We start from the raw sequence: 22,310 nt of genomic DNA on the forward strand, positions 1-22,310 counted from the left end.
CTCAGCGACCCAGCGCCGCGCTGACCACGGCCTGCGCCTCCTGCTGCACCCGCTCGAGGTGCTCGGGGCCGGAGAACGACTCGGCGTAGACCTTGTACACGTCCTCGGTGCCCGACGGCCGCGCGGCGAACCAGGCGTTCTCGGTGACCACCTTGAGACCGCCGATCGGGGCGTCGTTGCCCGGTGCCCGCGTCAGCTTGGCCACGATCGGCTCGCCGGCCAGCTCCGTGGCGGTCACGTCCTCCGGGGAGAGCTTGGCCAGCGCCGCCTTCTGCTCGCGGGTGGCCGGCGCGTCGATCCGTGCGTAGGCGGACTTCCCGAAGTGCTGGGTGAGCTGCGCGTGCAGCTTCGAGGGGGACCGGCCCGTCACCGCCTGGATCTCGCTCGCCAGCAGCGCCAGCAGGATGCCGTCCTTGTCCGTCGTCCAGACACTGCCGTCGCGGCGCAGGAAGGAGGCCCCGGCCGACTCCTCGCCGCCGAAGCCGACCGAACCGTCGAGCAGACCGGGGACGAACCACTTGAAGCCGACCGGCACCTCGACCAGGCGGCGCCCCATGTCGGCCACCACGCGGTCGATGAGCGAGCTGGACACCAGCGTCTTGCCGACGGCTGTCTCCTTCGACCAGCCCGGACGGTGGCTGAGCAGGTAGGCGATGGCGACGGCGAGGAAGTGGTTGGGGTTCATCAACCCGCCGTCGGGGGTGACGATGCCGTGCCGGTCGGCGTCGGCGTCGTTGCCGGTGGCGATCTGGAACTCCGCCCGCCGGTCGACCAGCGAGGCCATCGCCGACGGCGACGAACAGTCCATCCGGATCTTGCCGTCCCAGTCCAGCGTCATGAACCGCCAGGTGGGGTCGACCAGCGGGTTCACCACGGTCAGGTCCAGGCCGTGGCGCTCGGCGATGGCCGACCAGTAGTCGACGCTGGCCCCACCGAGCGGGTCGGCACCGATGCGCACGCCCGCCCGCCGGATCGCCTCCAGATCGACCACCCCGGGCAGGTCGTCGACGTAGCTGCCGAGGAAGTCGTAGGTCTCCGCACCCGCGCGGGCCTGGTCGAGCGGCACCCGGCGGACGCCGCTGAGCCCCGCCCGCAGCAGCGCGTTCGCCCGGTCGGCGACCCAGCCGGTGGCGTCGGTGTCGGCCGGGCCCCCGCTGGGCGGGTTGTACTTGAACCCGCCGTCCCGCGGCGGGTTGTGCGACGGGGTGACGACGATGCCGTCGGCGAGACCCGACGTGCGGCCCGCGTTCGCGCGCAGGATGGCGTGGCTGACCGCCGGCGTCGGCGTGTAGCGGTCCGCGGCGTCGACGAGCACCAGGACGTCGTTGGCGGCCAGCACCTCCAGTGCGCTGGACCACGCGGGCTCGGAGAGCGCGTGGGTGTCGCGACCGAGGAACAGCGGCCCGTCGAAGCCCTGCGTCTTCCGGTACTCGCAGATGGCCTGCGTGGTGGCCAGGATGTGCGCCTCGTTGAACGCCGAGTCGAACGCCGACCCGCGGTGCCCGCTGGTGCCGAACGCGACCTGCTGCGCCGGATCGGCCGGATCCGGCTCCCGGGTGTAGTAGGCGGTGACCAGCGCGGCGACGTCGATGAGGTCGGAGGGCTGGGCGGGCTGTCCGGCACGTGCGTCGCTCATGCCGTGGATCTTGGCGTGCTCACCGCTTCGGCCGCGACCCGAAGCCCCCCGCCCGTCCCTCGGTGCGGGGCGCCGGGGGACCGGCCGCCGCACCCGATCGAGGCGGTCCTCAGCGCAGGTCGGTGACGACCGTGCGCACCCAGTCGACGACGACGTCGACGCGCGCGGTGGTCTCGTCCCGCCGGTGCGGGCAGGCCGGGCCGGCGCTCTCCACGGAGACCAGCACGGGCGCCGGCCCCGACGTGTCGACGTACGGGGCGCCGGAGTCGTAGGGGCAGGCGCTGGTGTCCTTGGCCGGCCAGTACCCCTTGACCAGCACCGTCGTCGGCCGGACGCTGCTCACCTTCACCTCTCCCCAGTGCAGTTGCTCGCTCCAGGTGCCGCTGCTGGAGGTGGCGCCCCAACCGGCGAAGGACAGCACCTGCCCTCTGCCCGGCTGCCGGGTGCCGAGGGCGACCGGCGCGAGGTCCGTCACGGGCTCGGAGAGCCGGGCCACGGCGATGTCGTTCTCCGGCGACTGCTCGACCCACGTGACCGAGCGGGTCTGGCCGGGGTTCGACGCCGTGTTCGCGGTCCCCAGGGTGGCCGTGACCCCGTATCGGGGTTCGCCGCTGACCCGGTTCCGGTCGCCGTCGTGGAAGCAGTGCCCGGCCGTCATGATCCACGTCTCCGAGATCAACGCCGCCGAGCAGGCGCTGTCGTAGGCCGTCCCTCCGGTGGGCTGGATGCCGGTCATCGTCAGCTTGACCGCGTAGGGGAACTGCCCCTCCTCTGCAACCGCACCGTTGGCGATCGCCGCCGCCGGCGAGGTGCCCAGCGCTCCTACGGTCACCACCGCGAGGGCACAGGTCAGCAGTCGGCGCACGCGCATGGACATCTCCCGGGGACGGACCGCGGACGGGTGGCGCGGCAGCTCCCGCGAGCCCCCGGCGGCCGACTATGGCACGAGCGCGACGCAGCAGTCCATGGTCTCCCCCGCGGCGGCGCGACGCAGGTGGTGCACCACGTTCCCCGCCGGAGGTCAGCGGAGTCGGCGGGGCTCTCCCCGGTAGGTCCCGAACGACCAGAGGTTGCCCTCCGGGTCCCGGGCGGAGAACTCGCGCGAGCCGTAGTCGGTGCCCGAGAGGTCCCGCACGATCTCGGCGCCGGCAGCGACCGCCCGCGAGTGCACCGCCTCGGGGTCCGCCGTCACGACGTAGCACGCAGCGGTGCCCGGCCGGGCCGGCCAGGCGTCGTCGGGGTCGTCGCGCACGGAGCCGAACATGACGCCACCACCCTCGGGCCAGGACAGCTGGGCGTGGTCGACCCGGTCGCCCTCGCCGAACACGGCGGTCTCCTCGAAGCCGAGGGCGTCGACGAGGAAGCGGATGAGGGTGCGGGCGTCGCGGGCGCGGAAGGCCGGCCACACCTGTGGGGGCGGCGCGGTCTGCTGGGTGGTCGTCTCCTGGGAGGTCGTCATGGCGCCGAGAGTGCCGTGGTCAGGGCCCGGGTGTCTTGTACGTATCCGAACTCCGCGGCCAGCCACCGGGTGGGTGGCAGGCCGGAGAAGGCCCGCCACTCGCGGGTCAGGTGCGCCTGGTCGGCGAAGCCACCGGCCACCGCCAGGCCCGCCAGGTCGGGTGCCCTCCCCGCGGCCACCCGTGCCGCCAGCGCGCGCCGCGCCCGGTCGAAGCGGACCACGCGGGCCGCCTGCTTCGGACCCAGGCCGGTCTCGGCCCGGAACCGCTGCTCCAGGTGGCGAGGCGACCAGCCGACGCTGCGCGCCAGCTCCGCCACCCTCAGCCGGCCCCCGGTCGCCGTCGTCAGCCGCCAGGCCTCCGCCACCTCCGCCGGCGGTCCGGGGTCCGGGCGCAGCCGCTCGAGCAGGGCGCCGTCCAGCGCCGCGAATCGGGCCGGCCAGTTCCCCGCGGACCGGACCTGCTCGACCAGTTCGCCACCGGCCGCCCCCAGGAGATCGGCCAGCGACACGTCGAGCGATGCGAGCGCCCCGGCGGGGCAGCCCAGCAGCGCCCGGCCGCCGGCCGGCGTGAGCGACAGCTGAATGCCCGCCTGCCGGCCGGGGTGCACGATCCGGGCCGGCCGGGTGTGCAGCCCGCCGACGAGCGCCTCGAACCGGCCCGGCGGCTGCGCCGGGTCCGGGTGGGCGGCCATCTCCAGCGGGTCGTCCAGGGTGACGACGACGGTCAGCCAGGGCGAGGGCAGGCCCAGGTGCTGCCCGGGCGGGAAGCCCTCGTGCCGGTAGCCGACCGCGGCGGCGACGTACGGGCGCAGCGCGGGGTGCGGGCGGTGCCCCACCGACTCCTGCCGCATGCGGCCAGGATGGCAGCCGGTTGCTCAGGTCTCCAGGGACGCGGGCACGGTCGGACCACCGGCCTCCTCGAGGGCCAGCGCGACGGCTTCGAACTCGGCGAGCGCGGCGGTGAGGTCGTCGACGATCTCCCGGGCGATGACCTCCGGAGCCGGCAGGTCGTCGAGATCCTCCAGCGAGGCGTCCTTCAACCACGTGATGTCGAGGTTGGCCTTGTCCCGGGCGATGAGCTCGTCGTAGGAGAAGGAGCGGAACCGTTCGCTCTCGACACGTTCGGTGCGCGGACGCCCCGGCAGGTACGACTCCACGAACTCGTCCAGGTGGCTGCGCCGCAGCGGGTTCTGCTTGAGCGTGAAGTGCTGGTTGGTCCGCAGGTCGTAGACCCACAGCCGCTCGGTCCAGGCATGGTCAGCGGCCGGCCGCTTGTCGAAGAAGAGCACGTTCGCCTTCACGCCCTGGGCGTAGAAGATGCCGGTCGGCAGGCGCAGCAGGGTGTGGACGTCGTAGTCGCGCAGCAGCTTCTTACGGATCGTCTCGCCGGCACCACCCTCGAAGAGCACGTTGTCCGGCAGGACGACCGCCGCCCGGCCGAACATCTTCATGATCGTGGCGATGTGCTGCAGGAAGTTGAGCTGCTTGTTCGCCGTCGTGACGACGAAGTCGGCGCGCTCGATCTCGCGGTCCTCCCGCGCCTCCCGGCCGTCCGCGCCGACCATGGTCATCGAGGACTTGCGGCCGAACGGCGGGTTGGACAGGACGACGGAGTAGCGCTGACCCGGGTCAGCGAGCAGCGCGTCCTTCACCTCGATGAGGCTCTGCCCGTTCGGTTTCCCGATGCCGTGCAGGATCAGGTTCATGGCGGCCAGGCGAGCCGTCCCGTCCACGAGCTCCACGCCGTGCACGAAGGCGTCGCGCAGGTGGTCGCGCTCTTCCGGCGTCATGGCTTGCGCGTGCTGGGCGGCGTACTCGTGCGCCGCGAGCAGGAAGCCACCGGTGCCGGCGGCCGGGTCGATGACCGTGTCGGACGCCGAGGGCTGCAGGCAGTCGACCATCGCCTGGATCAGCGGCCGAGGGGTGAAGTACTGGCCGGCGCCAGACTTGATGTCCTCGGCGCCCTTGGCCAGCAGCGACTCGTAGGCGTCACCCTTGATGTCGGTGCCGGACGCCGACCAGTTCTCCTTGTCGATGAGGTCGACGACCAGGCGCTTGAGCTTGGCCGGGTCCTGGATCCGGTTCTGCGCCTTGCGGAACACCACACCGAGGACGCCGGGCTGCCGGGCGAGGTCCTCCAGCATGTGCCGGTAGGTCAGTTCGAGGTCGTCGCCGTCGGCGTCGAGCAGCCGCTGCCACGAGCAGTGCGCGGGCACGATGCGCTCAGCCTTGAGCGGCCGGGTCTCGCGCTCGTGCGCCATCTTGAGGAACAGCAGGTAGGTGAGCTGCTCGGTGTACTCGATGGTCGAGACGCCGTCGTCCCGGAGCACGTTGCAGTAGCTCCACAGCTTGTCGACCAGCCGCCGCGCCTCGGTCACTGCACTCCCCGTGTCGGCGGGGCCGGTTGCCCGCGTGCCGCCGTCGATGCTCGCACGCTGCCGAGCCGTCGCACCGCGCTGCTCGGCCCGGCGCGTCGGACCGAGCCTCCAACTCATCGAGAGGTAGCGGCATATCGCTTCTGAGCTGCACTTTTCTGTCGTACCCCCGCTCTAGAGTCGGGGTGTCGGCAAGGCCGTTCGGGAAGGGAGCGAGCACGTGTCCGAGCTCCGTTCCGCCCTCGATGACCTTGCGGGGATCGACCTCGCCGAACTGTCGGACGACACGCTGCTCGACCTCGTCGGCGAGCTGAGCACCACGGCCAACCGCGTCGCTGCGGCACTCACGTCCGCCGTGCGCGCCGCCGACCGGCGCGAGGCCTACCGGCGGGACGGCGCGGTCTCCATGAAGGCCTGGCTGCGCGGCAGCTGCCGGATGGCTCCCGAGCAGGCGACGGCGACGGTCTCCACGGGGCGGCGGCTCGAGCACCTGCCGGAGACCGCAGCGGCGTTCGCCGCCGGCGAGATCGGCGCGGCGCATGCCCACGTCATCACCATGGCCATGACACCCGGCCGGATCGCCAAGGCCGCCGAGGCCGGCATCGACCTCGGCGAGACCGACCGCATCCTGGCCGGTCTGGCCCGGGCAACGGCGCCGCACGAGACTGCCCGTGGCGTCAAGCAGTGGGTCGCCGGGGTGGACCCCGACGGAACCTTGGACGACGCCGCCGACACCCGGCGCCGGTTCACCATGGCGTCGGGCCTCGATGGCCGGGTGCACCTGCGCGGTGACCTCGACGCCACCGGTGGCGAGTACCTGCACAGCGCACTCACCGCCTTCATGAACGGCGACCGCCCGGCGGGCGACACCCGCAGCTACGCCGAGCGGCAGGCCGACGCGCTCGTCGCCCTCGCACGAGGCGCCCTGGATGGCGGATCCCTGCCGGATGTACGCGGAGAACGGCCGCACGTCCGCGTGACGATCGACTGGATGGCGCTGTGCGCCGAGCGTGGCGCCCCGGGCGTCGCGGGCGGCTCCCTGGGATGGGCCGGGCCGATCAACCCGGAGACGGCGCGCCGACTGGCCTGCGACGCTAGCGTCGCGCGGATCATCACCGGCCCGGACGGGCTCCCGCTGGACGTCGGCCGCGCGCAGCGGAGCTCCAGCACGGCCATCCGCCGGGCGATCGAGATCCGCGACGGGCACTGCATCTTCGCCGGCTGCGACGCCCCGCCCGAGTGGTGCGACTACCACCACGTCGTCCACTGGGCGCACGGCGGGCCCACGAGCTGCGACAACGGCGCTCTTCTCTGCGAGCGGCACCACACCTGCTGCCACGAGGGCGGGTTCACGATCCGTCGTGATCCCGGTACCGGCCGTTGGCACACCTACCGGCCCGACGGCAGCGAGGTCCTCAGCCGAGCCGGTCCCTGACCACCTGGCGGCCCTGCCGCCGCCCTGCCAGCGCGTGTGCTGACGTGTCGCGACCGCGACCGGTCACTCACTGCTGCCCGTGACCCCTGACAGGCCCTGAGGTGCTCCCGCCAAGGTAACGGTGCCGGGATGACGATCAGCGAAGCCATGTCTCTATGGGCAACGGATACGGATGTCGTGCGGCGGTACCGTTCGTCCATGCCGGTCAGCGCCCGCACGGTCGCAGCCGAACTGCGCCGGCGGGTCCCGGGTCTGGGCAGCAAGAAGCAGCACAAGCTCCTCTACTACTGCCAAGGGCACCACCTGGCCGCCGTCGGGAAGCCGCTGTTCCGCGAGTCCGTCTCCGCGTGGGACATGGGGCCGGTCGTCGGTCAGCTCTGGTACGAGGAGAAGACGGGTGTCCCGTCGCTCCCGACGATGTCCGAGGAGCTGACGGAGGCGCAGCTCAACACCATCGGCTACGTCGTCAGCCGGTACGGCGCCCTGTCAGGTACGGACCTCGAGCACCTGACGCACAGCGAGAGCCCGTGGCTGGACGCCGACCGCGACCGGCGCCCGCACGAGAGCGTTCGCATCCCCGAGCAGGCGCTGCGCAGCTACTTCGAGGCGTCGGACGACTGCGAGGACGACGACGCGACGCCGCCACCCGACTCTCAGTCGGTGCGGAACTGGCTGGCAGGCGTCGATCCGGAGAACGCCACACGTCCCAAGCCCCAGGACACGGTCGAGGGCCTTCGGCGCTACCTTCCCCGTCGTGGCTGAGCGCGGCGCCACCTGGACGCCGCAGGGCTTCGAGCAGTGTCTGCAGACCTGGGATGATTTCGAACGCCCGGACGATGACCTCCGCCTGTTCGTCGTCGAGTGGATCTTCAGCCGGCTCTACGATCCGTACCAGGGCGTGAAAACGGGAGCCCGAGTTCACGAACCTGTGGTGGGGCGCCGTGCCCGGGACCTTCCACGACGACGGCAGGGTGGTCGTCTGCAGCTACTCCCCGAGTTCACGAACCTGTGGTGGGGCGCCGTGCCCGGGACCTTCCACGACGACGGCAGGGTGGTCGTCTGCAGCTACTGGGTCGTGGAGTCCGAGCAGGTCGTCCGCTGCGAGAGCCTGGCGAGTCTCAGCTGGCCCGTGTAGACGCCGAAGACCGGAATCCGCCGGATCACAGGGTCTCGAAGAAGTCTTCGTCCAGCTGGTGCAGCGTTACGGTGACCTCTGCCTGCACGCCGACGCCGTGCCGGAGCATCAACTCGGCGAGCCGTGACCCGTCGATGAGCTCGATCCGTGCGTTGACGCGTTCTGCCTCTGTTCGGGCTCCGGCTGAGAAGCTGCTCGTGGTGATGAAGACGCCACGGTCGCCCTGCGCGCCCATGAGCGCACCGACGAATCCCTGGATCGCCGGCCGCTGTACCGACTGGTCCGGCGCGTACCTCTTGGCCTGCAGGTAGATGCGGTCGAGCCCGAGCGGGTCCTGGCTGATGATGCCGTCGATCCCGGCGTCCCCGCTACGACCCGAATGTTCGACGCCACCCGAGCGGCCGTACCCCATCCGCTCCAGAAGCCGGAGGACGAGTCGCTCGAACTCGGTGGGAGACAGAGCCAGCGCTCGCTTGAGCAGTTCTCCCTCGACGGCCGCTCGGTTCTCGGTGACGGCCTGCGCCAGAAGATCCTGCGGAGAAGCGGCATCCACATCGGGCTCGGCGGTGGCCGACCCGTCGTCGGGCGAATCCCGGGCGCTGCTGCGGGCACGGAACTCGCGGTAGGACGCGAATCCGCGGAGAACAGACATGTCCACGCGGTCCGGGTGGGTCGCCAAGGCCTCCCGTCCGGACTCTGTGATGACGATGTGGCCGCGAGTTGGCCGCTCGAGGAGACCTGCCTGGAAGAGATGGGTGATCGACCAGCCCACCCGGTTGTGCATCAGGCGCTGGCGACCGCTCGGCAGCATCGCGTCGCGTTCCTCGGTTGTGAGTCCGAAGCGGTCGCTCATCAGGTCGACAAGTTCGCGGGTCCGCTGTACCGAACCGTCGCTGAGCGCCTCCAGCAACGGGCGCATCAACGACTGGAAATCGGGGATCACGGGGCGACCTCGGCCAACTCCCCGACGACCTCGGCGTCGGCGCTGCGCCCGGTCAGCCGCCCCGAGAAGGCAGCTTCCAGTACGGCCCGACGAAGGACGTCCGCCCGTGCTCGTCCCCGGTTGAGCTCATAGGCAAGGCGGTCGGCGCCAACCCGTACATCGGCAAGCCGCCGAACGATGCTCCGCTGCTCCTCTGGCGACGCCAATGGGACTCGAACGCTCAGCAGATTCTTCTGCGAGACGTTACGCATCGAGTCGCTCGTTCCGGTGGCGATCGCGGAGATCTGCCGACGGGTGTTCGGTGCAGACAGGACCGCAACTAACCACTCGCGGTTCACCTCGTTACGCGGGATCAGACGGAGACTCTTGTCGCTCAGGAGTCGGCGACGCGGGGTCGACCTCACGAGCACGGGTGCGCCCACGTAGGCCGTCGTATTGGCTCGACTGACGAGAATGTCACCAGGCGCAATCTCGTAAGCCTGATTCACGAGGGCCGCTGGGACCGCTTTATTCTCCTGATGACGGAACTCACCCCACGTCATGGCGCTCACCTTGATGACGCCCCAGTCATCATTCGTCGCGGGTGGCGCCGAGCCACCGAACGACTTGCCGGCCTCCACGCGCTCGATCAACGACCCCAGTGCGACTTCCGTGGTCGTCCCTGCCGTGACCGCCCGCTGGACCGACTCTCGACCGAAAACGGCCAGACGACGTGATGCGCTCTCCAGGCCAGCTGTGGCGGCGTCGAGGCGGGAGAGGTGGTCCTCCAGCAGGTCGACAATGCGCCGCTGCTCGGGCAGCGACGGTACGGGCAAGGTCAACGCTGAGAGCTTTTTTCGTGCGATCCGCTTCCGCGTCGTACCCGACTGTTGAGCGACCACGCGTGCATGAAAGCCGGGAGAGTTGATAGCCCACATGACGTACGCGGGATCGATGTCTGAACGAGTGATTCGCAGGATCGAGACGTCAACCGCGGTAACAGCGTCATATGCCAGCCCGGATGAAATAGGCAGGCTCGACCAATCGGGTCTGGCATCCGAGCAATCAGCACATCGTCAGGCTTCAGGAGCGTTCCCCCCACAGCCGCCACCTGATCCCGGCGCATCCAGCGGTCCGACTTGTCTCGGAAGCGCGCAATGCCCACGTCCGCGAGTTGAGTCAGGCGGACCGGGCCATGGGGATCTTGGTCTTTCGTCTCGACCCAGTCACCGTCGCTGAATAGACCGCCTTCGCCGATCTGCGAGAGCGACAGCTCCCGCCAGCCCTCCGGAAGCATGCTCACGCAGTCAGCTCGCGGTTGAGGTCGGCGAGGTAGACCCCCGCCTTGTCGCCAAGGTCGCGGATCAAGCCGTCCACGCCGCCGTGCTCGGTGAAGGGCACGTTGTCCAGGTCGTCCTCCGTGATGCCTGCCGACGCGGCGATCACGTCGGCCATGCGGTCCAGCCACCAGCGCTGCCGCTCGGTGAACGTGGCACCGGCCTGCTCCTGCTGCGCGAGCCAGGCCTGGTAGCGCTCACTCACCTTCTCGGCGAAGGGCTCGAGCCTTTCGTCCGCGCCCAGAGTGAACCTCACCAGCGATACGAGGTCGGTCACCGTATGCCGGTCGGCGTGCCGCACCTTGCCGATCTCGATGGCCTCGTATGCCTGCCAGATCAGGTCCGGGGTCCAGTTGTGCGGCGGCCGCTTGATGCGGTCGGCCAGCTCCCGGAGCTCGGCGAACGTGACCGTTTTGCCCTCGGGGCGCGAGTACAGCAGCTCCAGCGCCGTGATCTCGCTGCGGTGTTCCTCCAGGTACTGCGCCCACGAGGTGACCACCGAGCGCGCCTTGTCGGTGTCGACCACCCCGCCCGCACCCAGCAGCACGTCGACGCTGACCTCGTCGATCACCTGGTCGTGCTGCTTGCGCAGCTCCTTGATCCGCTGCCGTAGTTCCGGCCGCGCGGCCAGCGGCTCCACCGCCGCGTCGACGAGCTCCTGCACAGCGGACGCAGGGTCCTCGGGTCGGAGAGCAACCGCCTTCGCCTGCTCATCGGGGTCCACGGCCCGCACCAGGCCCTGCACGATGGCCCGCAAGGAGCCGCCGGCCACCTCGTCGAGCTCCGCCCGCTCGGCCGGGGTCAGGTCCAGTTCCAGCTTGGCCAGCCGCGAGGCCAGCGACGCCGTCTCGTCCTCGTCGAGCGTCAACATCCCGGCCTTGTCGAGCAGCCGATCCAGCGAGACCGACTTCCGCCGCTCCAGCGGCGTCGCATCGACGTGCGGGTGCTCGGTGACCCCCACAGCGTCCACCAGCACGAACCGGTCCTTGGTCGTGGCGTCCGGCGTGACCAGCTGCAAGTCCGTCGAGGAGATCGTCCGCGACCCGCGGCCCTTCATCTGCTCGAAGTACGAGGCCGACCGCACGTCGCGCATGAAGAAGACGCATTCCAGCGGGCGGACGTCAGTTCCCGTGGCGATCATGTCGACCGTCACGGCCACGCGAAGCGTCGGCGACGTCCGGAAGGCCTTGAGCGCGCCCTTCGGGTCCTTCGCGTTGTAGGTGATCTTGGCGGCGAAGTCGTTGCCCTCGCCGAACACCTCGCGGATCGTCGTCACGACCTCTTCGGCGTGGTTGTCGTCCTTGCAGAAGATGAGCGTCTTCGGCACGGTCGACCGGCCCGGGAAGATCTCGGTGAACAGCCGGTCCCGGAACGTCTCCAGCACCAGGCGGAGCTGGCTCTTCGCGGTCACCGCCCGGTCGAGCTGCCCGGGTGTGTAGACGACATCCTCGTCGAGGGACTCGTATCGCTGGACGCGCGTCCGCCGGTCGACCTTGGGCACCACCGTCCCGGCCTCGATCGTCGAGCCGGCGTCGGAGATCTGCGTCTTGATCCGGTACACGTCGAAGTCGACGTTCACGTTGTCCGCGACGGACTCCGCGTAGGTGTACTCCGACACCAGGTTCTGCTGGAAGAAGCCGAACGTCTGCTTCACCGGCGTGGCCGTCAGCCCGACGACGTGCGCGTCGAAGTACTCGAGCACCCCTCGCCAGACGCCGTAGATCGACCGGTGCGCCTCGTCGACGATGACCAGGTCGAAGGACTCCGGCGGCATCTGCGGGTTGTACGAGACGTCGACCGGTGCATCGGGCACGTAGTTGTCCATGCCGGGGTCGTCGACGTCCTCGACCGTCCGGCCCTGCAGAGCCGCATAGACCCGCTGGATCGTCGAGATGACCACTGACGACGAGTCCAGCATCCCGGCGCTGGTCAGCGCGTTGACGTTGTAGATCTCGGTGAGCCGCCGACCGTCGTCCGGCGTCGCGTAGTTCTGGAACTCCGCGAGCGTCTGCGAGCCGAGATTGTTCCGGTCGACCAGGAAGAGAATGCGCCGGAAGCCACCGTGCTTCAGCAGGCGGTAGCAGGTGGTGACGGCGGTGTACGTCTTCCCGGCGCCGGTGGCCATCTGCACGAGTGACCGGCTGTACCGCTGGTCGGCCAGCGACCGCTCGATTCCCTCGATGGCGGTGATCTGGGCCGGCCGCAGCCCCTCGGTGATGAGCACCGGCATGGAACGCACCTTCGCCCGCCAGGTGGCCGCTGACGGATCCGTCTCCGCGTCGCGGATCGTCCGTGCGAGCGTCTCGGGCCGCGGGAACGTGTAGAGCCTGCGCGCCCGCGGCGTGGGGTCGTAGCCGAAGGTGGCGTGCACCTCGGAGCCCGACGCCTCGAAGACGAACGGCAGGCGGTCGTCCAGCGTGAGCGCTCGGAGGCGGACCTCGGGCGGCAGGCCGGTGGCGTACCGCGCCGACTGCCACTCGACGCCGGACAGCGTCGAGCCTTCGGGCTTCGCCTCGATGACCCCGACCGCGCGCTTGTCGACGTAGAGCACGTAGTCCGCGCGCCCGTGCCCGCCGGCCATGATGACCTCGCGGACGGCCACACCGGGGAGGGTGAGGTTGGCCTGCGCCTTGTCCTGCACTGCCCAGCCGGCCGCGCGCAGCTGCCGGTCGATGAGCACGCGGGCGCGCTGCTCCGCCGTCAGCTGGATGTCCTCCCCCGTGCCTGTCATACCGCCGCACACGATATGACCCGGATCGTCCCGTAACCAGCGCACCACTCCTTGTGGCGACTCCGGCTTCTGACTGCAGGCACCCGCCCGTCACCGGGCCCGGTCACGCGCCTCTGGGGGCGTACATGATGACCGCGACGCCGACGAGGCAGATCAGCGCGCCGCCGACGTCGTACCGGTCGGGCCGGAAGCCGTCGACGACCATGCCCCAGGCGAGCGAGCCGGCGACGAAGACCCCGCCGTAGGCGGCCAGGATCCGGCCGAAGTTGGCGTCGGGCTGCAGGGTCGCGACGAAGCCGTACAGCCCCAGCGCGATCACCCCGGCGCCGATCCAGGCCCACCCCCGGTGCTCACGGACGCCCTGCCACACCAGCCAGGCACCGCCGATCTCGGCGAGTGCGGCGAGCGCGAACAGGGCCAGTGACCGGGCGACCGTCACTCCTCGACCTGGTCCAGGAACCGACGCAGCGTCTCCAGGAAGACCTCCGGCTGCTCCGAATGCACCCAGTGCCCGGCGTTCTTGATCTTCACCAGCCGGGTGCTGGGGAACAGCGCGTCCATGACCGGCCGGTCCTCGGGCAGCACGTAGTGCGAGTTCGCCCCGCCCACCCAGAGCACCAGGCCGTCGAAGGTGGCGCCCGGCGGGGGTTCGGGGAAGCCGCGCAGCTCGCCGAGATCGCGCTCGAGCAGCTCGAGGTTCAGCCGCCACCGCCAGCCCTCCCCCGAATCCTCCCGGCTCAGGCTCTGCAGCAGGAAGCTGCGCACCATGCGGCTGGGGACGGCGGCGCGCAGCGCGGCGTCGGCGTCGGCACGGGACTCCAGCGCGGCGAGGTCGACCTCCCGCATGGCGGCGATGAAGGCGGCGAACGGCGAGGCCTCCTCGTCCGGGTCCTCGGTCCGCCCGCCCTGCAGCGGGTACTCGACGGGCGCGATGTCCACGACGACGAGCGCCCGCAGCAGTTCGGGCCGGCGCAGCGCCAGCTGCATCGCGACCTTGCCGCCCATCGAGTGCCCGACGAGGGTGACCGGCTCACCGTAGGACGCCAGCTCCGCGGCGAGCAGCTGGGCCATGTCCACGTAGTCGACCCGCTCGGTCCAGGGGGAGTGGCCGTGGTTGGGCAGGTCCAGGAGCGTCACCCGGTGGTCGTCGGCCAGGCCCTTGGCGATCGTCGTCCAGTTCTTGCCCTGGCCGAAGAGCCCGTGCACGAAGACGACGCGCGGACCGGCCTCGCCCAGGGTGCGTGCGGCCAGGCGTTCGTCGTTCTCGCGCTGCTCGGTCACCCGACGATTCCACCAGACCCGGTGGTCAGCCGGTGCGCACGACCTCCGTCTGCCCTGTCGAGGCGTCGAGGCGGATGTATCCGCGCTGGAAGTCCGTGCGGCTGCCACCGTCGACGGCGTACACGCCGCTGACCGGGTAGCCGAGCTCGCCCCGGTGCCAACCCAGCAGCCGGTAGCGATCCCGGATCGGACCGTAGACCTCATGGGCGCCGGTGCCGTACGTCCAGAAGATCGAGCCGCCTCCGGAGCCGGCGTAGTGCTGGTACCAACCGCCGTCGACGACCTGGACCATGGGGCTGGTCGGGTACCCGAGCGGCCCCCACACCCAGCCGAGCTGCCCGTAGAGCGCGCGGATCGCGCCGTGCGTCTCCTGAGCGCCCGTGCGCGGCGACCAGAAGATCGACGCCCCGTGGCTCCCGGCGAATGTCTGGAACCAGCCACTCCCGTCGCCGACCGGCCGGATCCACGTCACCGGCACCCCGAGCAGCCCGGCCTCCTGCCCCAGTTGCCGGTACCGGTGCTCGATACCGGTCCAGATCACCCCGACGCCCTGGGTGCGCGCGACCCGCTCGCGTTCGGCGATCACCGGCCAGACGTTGGCCCGGCAGCCCTGCAGGGAGATCGACTGCTGCTGCATCACCCAGGCGGTGCGGCCGGGGGTGGGGCAGTCGGTGTGCGGGACACCGAGCCAGTGCCCCACCTCGTGCAGGATCACGTAGCGCTGGTAGTGGCCCAGCCCGTGCGGCCAGGCGCCCGTGCCGAACCGCCAGCGCTCGTCGTTGATGTACACCGAGCGCCCCACCCGGCAGCTCCACTGGGCGCTGCAGCCGGGAGATGCCGCCGCGATCACCGAGGGCGAGGCCAGGATCAGGTCGAAGTCGCTGCCCGACCCCACCTGCTGGAACGCCAGCGAGCCCCCGAGGCTCCACCCGCGGGGATCGGTGAGCGCTTCGCGGGCGACGGCCGCGAAGTGGCCGAGGTCGCCGGCCACCCCACCGCGCGAAGACACCGTGTAGGTCACCGTCCGTTCCGCCGCCGAGGCGCCGGACGGGACAAGCACTACCGCCGCCAGCGCGACGAGGACGGCGAGGAAGAGACGAGCGGCTCGGGTCACGAGGCCCTCCGGCGTGGGGCGGATCACCCACCGATCGGTCGGCACCAGCTTCTGACACGGACTGGTCTACCGCATCCGGACCCCACGCCGGAAGGGGTCCGGCGACGATGGACCGGCGGCGCGCTCGGTGCCTCCGCCGCGGCGTCACTCCCCACCTCTACCGTGCCGGAGGACCGACGAAGGGGGCGCAGATGCCAGGACGACGCCGCAAGGCCGGCAGCGGCCGCACCGCGCACACCCGAGGGACGACGACGAGGGCCGCGCCGCGGAAGGCGTCCCCGCGGAAGGCCGCACCCACGAAGGCCGCGCCCGAGCTGCCCACCGCGGGGCCGGGGGAGCGGGTGTGGGTGCTGGCCGTGCCGTTCCGCGCGCCGGCGCCCGGCGCCGTCTGGCACGCAGGGCTGCAGGCCCACGTGTGGGTGGGCCGGGAGCTGCCCCCGGAGCTGGTGCCCTACGACCCGCCGCCGTACAGCCTGGAGCGGTTCCTCGAGGACGAGCTGAACGTCGAGCCCCGCCCGATCCCGCCGGCGCGTCCGCTGACCCCGCGGGAGCAGCAGTGCGACGGCGCCGACGTGATCGCCGCGCACGCCGCGGCCGGTGGCCGGGTGTTCCTGCTCGGTGACGACCCCGGGGTCGGCAAGACGGGCACCGCGATCCTCGCGGTGAAGGCGGTCGCGGAGCAGCGCGACGTCCGCACCGTCCTGGTCATCGCCGACCGGCCGGCCGCGATCACCATCCCGCACTGGGCCCGGTCGATCGCCGGGTTCGGCGACGGCGGGCTGCGCTGGTGCGTGACCACGTGGGACCGGCTGGGCAAGGTGGCCAAGCTGCGGTTCGACGTCGTCGTCGCCGACGAGGCGCACATGGTCCGGCACACGACGACCCGGCGCTGGAAGCACTGGAAGGCCGTCTCGGGCGCCGCCCGCGTGAAGGGGACGCCGTACGTCCTCGCCGCCACGGCGACCCCGGCGCACACCCCGCTCGAGCTGCCCTACCTGGCGCCGGAGTTCGCCGCCCGCCACGGCGAGTCGATCAAGGAGTGGGCCGACCTGCCCACGGCCCTCGACCGGCACAGGTTCCACGTGGAACGTGGCCGCTACGGCTGGCAGTGGACCGAGGACGCCGACGAGCGCCGGGCCGACCTCGCCCGGCTGCAGGAGTGGCTGGCCCGGGCGGACCCGCCGGCCACCCTGCACCGGCCCGCGCCGTGGGGCCCGGTCTCGGTCACCGGTACCCCGGTGCTGCTCACCCCCGCCGAGCGGGCGCAGTACGAGGCCGAGTGGTCGGAGTTCCGGGCCGAGATGCAGCTGGCCCGGCGCGGCCGGCAGACCGCCCGTGGCCGGGCGGCGCTGCTGCGGTTCCGGCAGAAGGCCGGGCTGATCCGGGTGCAGGCCACGGTCGACTGGATCAAGGCGCAGGTGGAGGCCGAGCGGCAGGTGGCGGTGTCGGTGGAGTTCGTGGAGACGGCGGCCGACCCCATCCGGGCGGCGCTGCTGGATGCGGGGATCCCGGTCGCCGGGATCTACGGCCGCGATCGGTTCGACGTCGAGGCCGAGCGGCTGCGGTTCCAGCGGGGGGAGGCGGCGGTCTGCGTGTTCACCGTGACCGCGTCGATCAGCCTGCACGCCGGTGAGCTGCTGCCGGACGGGGCGACGGCGTCGGAGGCGCCGCGGGTGGGGCTGTTCCACCAGCCGCGGTTCTCCGGGATCCAGGCCCGGCAGGTCACCGGCCGCACTCACCGGGACGGGAAGACCTCGCCGTGGCGCGTGGCGTTCGCGGCGGACACCGTGGAGGAGCAGGTGGCCCGGGTGATGGTGGAGCGGCTGGCGGTCAGCGGCTCCACCGCCTCGCTCCGGGAGATCGCCGAGCTGCTCGAGGCCGACTGGTTGCCCGCCGCCGCGCTCACCGACGCCTGACCGCCCAGGGTGGGCCACCGGGGGTCAGGCGCCGGGGGTGGCCTGCAGATCGTCCCGTGGCGTCACGCGGTCGGCACGCACGGGATGGCTGCCGGCCCCGGTCTCGGTCCAGTCCACCTCCACGACCTGTCCCGAGCGCAGGCCGCCGTTGGCGCTGGGATCCAGCGCTGTCGCCTCCACCCAGCAGCCGCCCGGGAGATCTGGCGCCTCGATCAGGCCGGCGCACTCGTCGTCGTCCCACCGGATGACCGTGCCCACGCTCGTGCCGCTGTGCGTCATCGGCCCAGGGTGCGCGGGGTCCCCGGCGGTGGCAAGCGATGCCGGCCCGCCCGGACCGCCGCATCACCTCGTCCCTGCCCGTCCACCCCGGAGCCTCGTCGTCGTCCACGGCAGCCTGGCAGGTCAGTGACCGTCCGGGCGCGGACGTCGCTCGCCGGGGCGAACGGCGGGGCTTACGCCCAGCCGACGGGCCGCTGGGCGATCATCGGAGGCATGCGGCGGGAGGCGAGCATCCTGCACCTGGACCTCGACGCCTTCTTCGCCGCGGTCGAGCAGCGCGACAAACCGTCGCTGCGCGGCCGGCCGGTCGTCGTCGGCGGCGTGGGCGGGCGCGGCGTGGTCGCCACGGCCTCCTACGAGGCGCGGGCGTACGGGGCGCGCTCGGCGATGTCGACGGCGGAGGCCCGCCGCCGCTGCCCACCCGGGACGGCGTTCCTCGGCGGGCGGTTCACCGCCTACCGGCGCACCTCCGACGTGGTCATGGAACTGCTGCGGGAGCTCTCGCCCCTGGTGGAGCCGGTCTCCATCGACGAGGCCTACGTCGACCTCGCCGCCGGCTCCCGGCACGACCTGTCGGTTTCCGGTGTGACGGAACTGGCCCGCGGGCTCAAGGAGCGCATCGCCGCGGCCACCGGTGGGGTCACCGGGTCGGTGGGCATCGGCAGCTCGAAGCTCATGGCCAAGATCGCCTCCGACCTGCAGAAGCCCGACGGGCTGGTCGCCGTCCCGCCGGGCCAGGAACTCGTCGTGCTCCACCCGCTCCCGGTGACCCGCCTCGGCGGCGTCGGACCCGCGACGGCGGAGCGGCTGCACCAGGTCGGGGTGACGACGGTCGCCGACCTGGCGGCGAAGTCGCTGCCCGATCTGGTGGCGCTGGCCGGCCGGGCCCACGGCGCCGGGCTGTACGCGCTGGCCCGTGCCGAGGACGACCGCGCCGTCGTCCCCGACCGGGAGGTGAAGTCGGTCTCGCACGAGGAGACGTTCGAGCGCGACCTCACCGACCTCGACGTCCTGGGCCGGGAGATCGACTCGATGGCCGCGCGGGTGGGGGCCCGGCTGCGGAAGTCCGCGTACTCCGGGCGGACCGTCACCGTCAAGCTGCGCCGCTACGACTTCACGACGCTCACCCGCTCGCAGACGCTCCCCCAGCCCACCGACGACGCCCGGTTGATCGCCACCACGGCCCGCCGGCTGCTCGCCGAGGCCGGCGCCGCGGGCGGGCTGCGGCTGCTCGGCGTCGGTGTCTCGGGGTTGTCGCTCTACGCGCAGGGTGACCTGTTCGCGGCCGACGACGGGCCGGAGCCGGAGGCCGTTGCCACTGCGGAGCCGGAGGATGCGCCGGAGGCGGCCGAGCTGCCCACGGAGAAGCGCTGGTGGCCGGGACAGGACGTGCGCCACGAGGAGCTCGGGGCCGGCTGGGTGTGGGGCCGGGGGCTCGGGCGGGTGACGGTCCGCTTCGAGGGGCCGTTGACGGCGCCCGGGCCCGTGCGCACGCTGGCCGCCGACGACGCGTTGCTGCAACCCGCCGAGCCACCCGACTGGAGGACGACCGAGTGACCGGAACCGCGGAACGCTCCTGGTGGGGCTGGGGCACCACCGACCGGGCGCTGGGCGATGACGAGTGCGCCGCGACGGCGGCGCTCCTGCCCGGCCTCCCCGACCGGCCGCGACCGGTGCCGACCCTGAGCGACCTCGCCCTGCCGGCGTCGCGGCTGTCCCCGCCGTCGTCCCTGCCGCTGTCCGGCTCGGTGCCGGACCGGGCCCGGCACACCTACGGCAAGGCCTATCGCGACGTCGTCCGCGCGCTCTCGGGCGAGCTGGCAGGCGCCCCGGACGCCGTCGCCTTCCCGCGGGACGAGCGCGACGTGGTCGACGTCCTCGACTGGGCCGGGTCGGCGGGCGTCGTCGTCGTGCCCTTCGGTGGCGGCAGCTCGGTGGTCGGGGGCGTGGAGTACCGCGGGGAGCGGCCGTGGGTGTCGCTCGATCTCACCGGCCTGGACCGGGTGCTCGAGGTGGACCCGGTGAGCCGGGCGGCCCGCATCCAGGCCGGCGCGCTGGGCCCGGTGCTGGAGGACCAGCTGCGGCCGCACGACCTCACGCTGCGGCACTTCCCGCAGAGCTTCCAGTTCTCCACGCTCGGCGGCTGGCTGGCCACGCGGGCGGGTGGGCACTACGCCACGCTGCACACCCACATCGACGACCTGGTCGAGTCCATGCGCGTCGTCACCCCGGCCGGCGTGAGCCAGTCCTGGCGGCTGCCGGGCTCGGGGGCCGGCCCGTCGCCGGACCGGCTGTTCCTGGGCTCGGAGGGCACCCTGGGCGTGATCACCGAGGCCTGGATGCGGCTGCAGGGCCGGCCCCGGTTCAAGGCATCGGCGTCCGTGACGTTCCGCGAGGCCGGCGCCGCGTTGGACGCCGTCCGGACCATCGCGCAGTCCGGGCTGCACCCGGCGAACTGCCGGCTGCTCGACCCGGGCGAGGCGGAGCTGGCGGGGACGTCGACCGGGGAGTGGGTGCTGGTGCTCGGGGTCGAGTCGGCGGCGCACCCGGTGGCGAACCGGCTCGACCAGCTGACCGACCTGGCCCGAGGCTGCGGGGGAGCGGTGGCCGATGGCGGCCGGGACGCCGGCGGGGTGGGTGGGGGCGACACCGCCGCCGACACCTGGCGGACGGCCTTCCTGCGGATGCCCTACGTGCGCGACGGGCTGGCCCGGATGAGCGCGATCGTGGAGACGTTCGAGACGGCCTGCACCTGGGACCGGGTGGCCGAGCTCTACGCGACGGTCGGCGCCGAGGTCGGAGCCGCGGTGCGCGAGGTGACCGGCGGCCCGGGGCGGATCACCTGCCGGTTCACCCACGTCTATCCGGACGGGGCGGCGCCGTACTTCACCGTCGTCGCCACCGGCCGGCCCGGTTCGGAGGTGGCGATGTGGGACGAGGTGAAGACGGCGACGATGGAGACCCTGGGCCGCCTCGGCGCGACGATCACCCACCACCACGCCGTCGGCCGCAACCACCGGCCCGGCTACGACCGGCAGCGGCCGGAGCCGTTCGCCGTGGCGCTGCGGGCCGCCAAGGCCGCTCTCGACCCCGCCGGGCTGCTCAACCCGGGCGTGCTGATCGACGCCGTGTAGAACGGCGTCATGACCGAACCGAGCATGTGGACGCGGCTGACCGAGGAGAACCCGGAGCACTCGGCCGCCTACATCCAGCGATTCAAGGACCTCGCCGCCCAGGGGATGGATCTGGCCGGTGAGGCCCGGCTGGTCGACGCGATGCTGTCGCGCGGCGCCCGGGTGCTCGACGCGGGATGCGGGACGGGCCGGGTCTCGGGGTTCCTGGTCGACGCGGGTCACGAGGTCGTCGGGGTCGACGGCGACCCGGCCCTGATCGCCGAGGCGGAGACGGTGCACCCCGGGGGTCGCTGGCTGGTCGGCGACCTGGCCGAACTCGACCTGCCGGGGCGCGGCATCGCAGAGCCGTTCGACGCGATCATCTGCGCCGGCAACGTCATGACCTTCCTCGCGCCTTCCACGCGGCGAGAGGTGCTCCGCCGCATGCGGGCCCACCTGCTGCCCGAGGGGCGGGCGGCCATCGGATTCGGGGCCGGCCGGGGCTACGAGTTCGACGAGTTCCTGGCCGACGCGCGCGCGTCCGGCTGGGAGGCGGACCTGCTGCTGGCCAGCTGGGACCTGCGGCCGTTCACCGATGCCTCCGACTTCCTGGTCGCCGTTCTCCGACCCGCCTGAGCCCGGCACGGCTCTCCCCTCACCAGCGCCGGGCCGCGGACCTCAGAGGCGGCCGTTGGCCCGCAGCAGGACCAGCGCCTGCACGGTGCGGTGCCCACGCCACTCCAGCGTCGCCGCCGGCGAGTAGCTGACGAAGTCGACCGACCACCCGCCGTCCGGCTGCTGAGCCGCTGCCAGCCGGTCCAGCTCGGCCTCGACCACGTCGGCAGCGAACAGGCCGCGGGCCGGCCCGCCCGGGAGAGGCGTGAAGTCCAGCGGCCGCATGCACTCGTCCTCGGCTCCACCGGGCACGCGCAGGACGCCGTCGGCTGGAAGGTGGCTCCGCAGCCGGTCGACGGCGTCGGCCGCACGCGGCTCGCTCGCCGCCGCGGCGTCCAGGAACTGGGCGCTGAAGGCCAGCACCATCGCGTGCGGATCGTCCCCGAGCCCGCCGATGGCGGTCAGGCAGTACTCCGTCGCCCGGGCCAGCCACGGGTGCCCGGCCACCGCGGGATCGACCGCCGCGACCCGGTGCGCGGCCGCGGCCACGACGGCGGTGATCTGCAGCGAGGAGGCGCCGGCGTCCGCTCCGGCCCAGAACGGGGCGCACGCCACCGGATCGGGCACCGGGAGAGCGAAGGGCAGTCCGCCATCGGGCAGGCTCACCGCGGACAGCCAGTCGCACAGCGCGACCGCCCGCGGCGTCGTGGCCGGGACGACGTCCGCGAACGCCTCGAGCGCGTGCAGCGCCCCGCCGGGCTGGCTGGTGGCCGAGCGCAGATCCGGCTCGAGGCCCCAGCCGTACCCACCGTCGGGGTTCCGGTAGCCGTCGAGGGCGGCCAGGACCGGCTCGGGCCCGCCCGCACCGGTCAGCAGGTCGAACCGGCGGCGGTCCAGCACCCGGGCGGAGGTGGCGAGGAACTCGGTGGCGGCGGCCAGGTCGACGGTCACCACGTCACCCT

Annotated in this window: 20 protein-coding genes; 7 read left to right on the forward strand and 13 right to left on the reverse strand. The window is 72.3% G+C overall.

Annotated features, from left to right (window positions below; genetic code table 11):
* Position 1 precedes the first annotated feature (1 nt).
* The 5 genes from pgm to BLASA_RS22780 form a co-directional block, all read right to left on the reverse strand.
* On the reverse strand, positions 2–1,636 hold the full coding sequence (gene pgm, locus BLASA_RS22760; protein WP_014378642.1) for a phosphoglucomutase (alpha-D-glucose-1,6-bisphosphate-dependent): 1,635 nt from the start codon (positions 1,634–1,636) through the stop codon (positions 2–4).
* A gap of 109 nt (positions 1,637–1,745) precedes the next feature.
* Positions 1,746–2,507 carry a trypsin-like serine protease gene (locus tag BLASA_RS22765; protein WP_014378643.1) on the reverse strand — a complete coding sequence of 254 codons (762 nt, stop codon included), beginning with the start codon at positions 2,505–2,507 and terminating at the stop codon, positions 1,746–1,748.
* Between the two features lie 150 nt (positions 2,508–2,657).
* Complete coding sequence (locus tag BLASA_RS22770) at positions 2,658–3,095, reverse strand: VOC family protein (RefSeq protein ID WP_014378644.1); 438 nt, start codon at positions 3,093–3,095, stop codon at positions 2,658–2,660.
* Positions 3,092–3,946 (reverse strand): AraC family transcriptional regulator, encoded by an 855-nt coding sequence (locus tag BLASA_RS22775; protein ID WP_014378645.1) that lies wholly within the window; start codon positions 3,944–3,946, stop codon positions 3,092–3,094. Before BLASA_RS22775 ends, BLASA_RS22770 begins: the two co-directional genes overlap by 4 nt.
* A 24-nt stretch (positions 3,947–3,970) precedes the next feature.
* Positions 3,971–5,473: an HsdM family class I SAM-dependent methyltransferase gene (locus BLASA_RS22780; RefSeq protein ID WP_014378646.1), complete on the reverse strand. Its 1,503-nt coding sequence runs from the start codon at positions 5,471–5,473 to the stop codon at positions 3,971–3,973.
* Between the two features lie 217 nt (positions 5,474–5,690).
* Between BLASA_RS22780 and BLASA_RS22785 the strand changes: the two genes are divergently transcribed.
* From BLASA_RS22785 to BLASA_RS22795, 3 genes are all read left to right on the forward strand, one after another.
* The gene (locus BLASA_RS22785; RefSeq protein WP_014378647.1) at positions 5,691–6,905 is read left to right on the forward strand and encodes an HNH endonuclease signature motif containing protein; all 1,215 of its coding nucleotides are present in this window, start codon (positions 5,691–5,693) and stop codon (positions 6,903–6,905) included.
* A 198-nt stretch (positions 6,906–7,103) separates the two neighbouring features.
* A complete protein-coding gene (locus BLASA_RS22790; RefSeq protein WP_166486634.1) occupies positions 7,104–7,667 on the forward strand; it encodes a Panacea domain-containing protein in 564 nt (187 codons plus the stop codon).
* Positions 7,660–8,040: a hypothetical protein gene (locus tag BLASA_RS22795; protein WP_014378649.1), complete on the forward strand. Its 381-nt coding sequence runs from the start codon at positions 7,660–7,662 to the stop codon at positions 8,038–8,040. Before BLASA_RS22790 ends, BLASA_RS22795 begins: the two co-directional genes overlap by 8 nt.
* A gap of 25 nt (positions 8,041–8,065) precedes the next feature.
* On the opposite strand, the gene BLASA_RS22800 is transcribed toward BLASA_RS22795, so the two are convergent.
* The 6 genes from BLASA_RS22800 to BLASA_RS23795 all read right to left on the reverse strand — a co-directional run bounded on the left by BLASA_RS22800 (position 8,066) and on the right by BLASA_RS23795 (position 15,425).
* Positions 8,066–8,983, reverse strand: a complete 918-nt coding sequence (locus tag BLASA_RS22800) for a restriction endonuclease (protein WP_014378650.1) — start codon at positions 8,981–8,983, stop codon at positions 8,066–8,068.
* Positions 8,980–9,864: a restriction endonuclease subunit S gene (locus BLASA_RS23790; RefSeq protein WP_166486635.1), complete on the reverse strand. Its 885-nt coding sequence runs from the start codon at positions 9,862–9,864 to the stop codon at positions 8,980–8,982. Before BLASA_RS23790 ends, BLASA_RS22800 begins: the two co-directional genes overlap by 4 nt.
* A gap of 397 nt (positions 9,865–10,261) precedes the next feature.
* A complete protein-coding gene (locus BLASA_RS22810; RefSeq protein ID WP_014378653.1) occupies positions 10,262–13,030 on the reverse strand; it encodes a type I restriction-modification enzyme R subunit C-terminal domain-containing protein in 2,769 nt (922 codons plus the stop codon).
* A gap of 103 nt (positions 13,031–13,133) precedes the next feature.
* Entirely contained in the window at positions 13,134–13,469 is a 336-nt protein-coding gene (locus BLASA_RS22815; protein ID WP_014378654.1) for a YnfA family protein, read from the reverse strand.
* Positions 13,466–14,311, reverse strand: a complete 846-nt coding sequence (locus BLASA_RS22820; RefSeq protein ID WP_014378655.1) for an alpha/beta fold hydrolase — start codon at positions 14,309–14,311, stop codon at positions 13,466–13,468. The genes BLASA_RS22815 and BLASA_RS22820 overlap by 4 nt, the downstream gene beginning before the upstream one ends.
* A 25-nt stretch (positions 14,312–14,336) precedes the next feature.
* Positions 14,337–15,425 carry a DUF3152 domain-containing protein gene (locus BLASA_RS23795; RefSeq protein WP_014378656.1) on the reverse strand — a complete coding sequence of 363 codons (1,089 nt, stop codon included), beginning with the start codon at positions 15,423–15,425 and terminating at the stop codon, positions 14,337–14,339.
* A 191-nt stretch (positions 15,426–15,616) separates the two neighbouring features.
* Here BLASA_RS23795 and BLASA_RS22830 point away from each other — a divergent pair, with 191 nt between their 5' ends.
* Positions 15,617–17,341 (forward strand): helicase, encoded by a 1,725-nt coding sequence (locus tag BLASA_RS22830; protein ID WP_014378657.1) that lies wholly within the window; start codon positions 15,617–15,619, stop codon positions 17,339–17,341.
* Positions 17,342–17,365: 24 nt separating this feature from the next.
* On the opposite strand, the gene BLASA_RS22835 is transcribed toward BLASA_RS22830, so the two are convergent.
* The gene (locus tag BLASA_RS22835; protein ID WP_014378658.1) at positions 17,366–17,620 is read right to left on the reverse strand and encodes a hypothetical protein; all 255 of its coding nucleotides are present in this window, start codon (positions 17,618–17,620) and stop codon (positions 17,366–17,368) included.
* A 126-nt stretch (positions 17,621–17,746) separates the two neighbouring features.
* Here BLASA_RS22835 and BLASA_RS22840 point away from each other — a divergent pair, with 126 nt between their 5' ends.
* The 3 genes from BLASA_RS22840 to BLASA_RS22850 are packed head-to-tail and all read left to right on the forward strand — an operon-like array spanning position 17,747 to position 21,369.
* The gene (locus tag BLASA_RS22840; RefSeq protein WP_014378659.1) at positions 17,747–19,177 is read left to right on the forward strand and encodes a DNA polymerase IV; all 1,431 of its coding nucleotides are present in this window, start codon (positions 17,747–17,749) and stop codon (positions 19,175–19,177) included.
* Positions 19,174–20,754, forward strand: coding sequence for an FAD-binding oxidoreductase (locus BLASA_RS22845; protein WP_014378660.1), 1,581 nt, complete (start codon positions 19,174–19,176; stop codon positions 20,752–20,754). The genes BLASA_RS22840 and BLASA_RS22845 overlap by 4 nt, the downstream gene beginning before the upstream one ends.
* A gap of 9 nt (positions 20,755–20,763) precedes the next feature.
* Positions 20,764–21,369: a class I SAM-dependent methyltransferase gene (locus BLASA_RS22850; protein WP_014378661.1), complete on the forward strand. Its 606-nt coding sequence runs from the start codon at positions 20,764–20,766 to the stop codon at positions 21,367–21,369.
* A gap of 42 nt (positions 21,370–21,411) precedes the next feature.
* Here the strand turns inward: BLASA_RS22850 and BLASA_RS22855 are convergent, their stop codons facing one another.
* On the reverse strand, positions 21,412–22,299 hold the full coding sequence (locus tag BLASA_RS22855) for a hypothetical protein (protein WP_014378662.1): 888 nt from the start codon (positions 22,297–22,299) through the stop codon (positions 21,412–21,414).
* Positions 22,300–22,310 lie beyond the last annotated feature (11 nt).

Source organism: Blastococcus saxobsidens DD2 (genome assembly GCF_000284015.1).
GTDB classification, from domain to species: domain Bacteria; phylum Actinomycetota; class Actinomycetes; order Mycobacteriales; family Geodermatophilaceae; genus Blastococcus; species Blastococcus saxobsidens_A.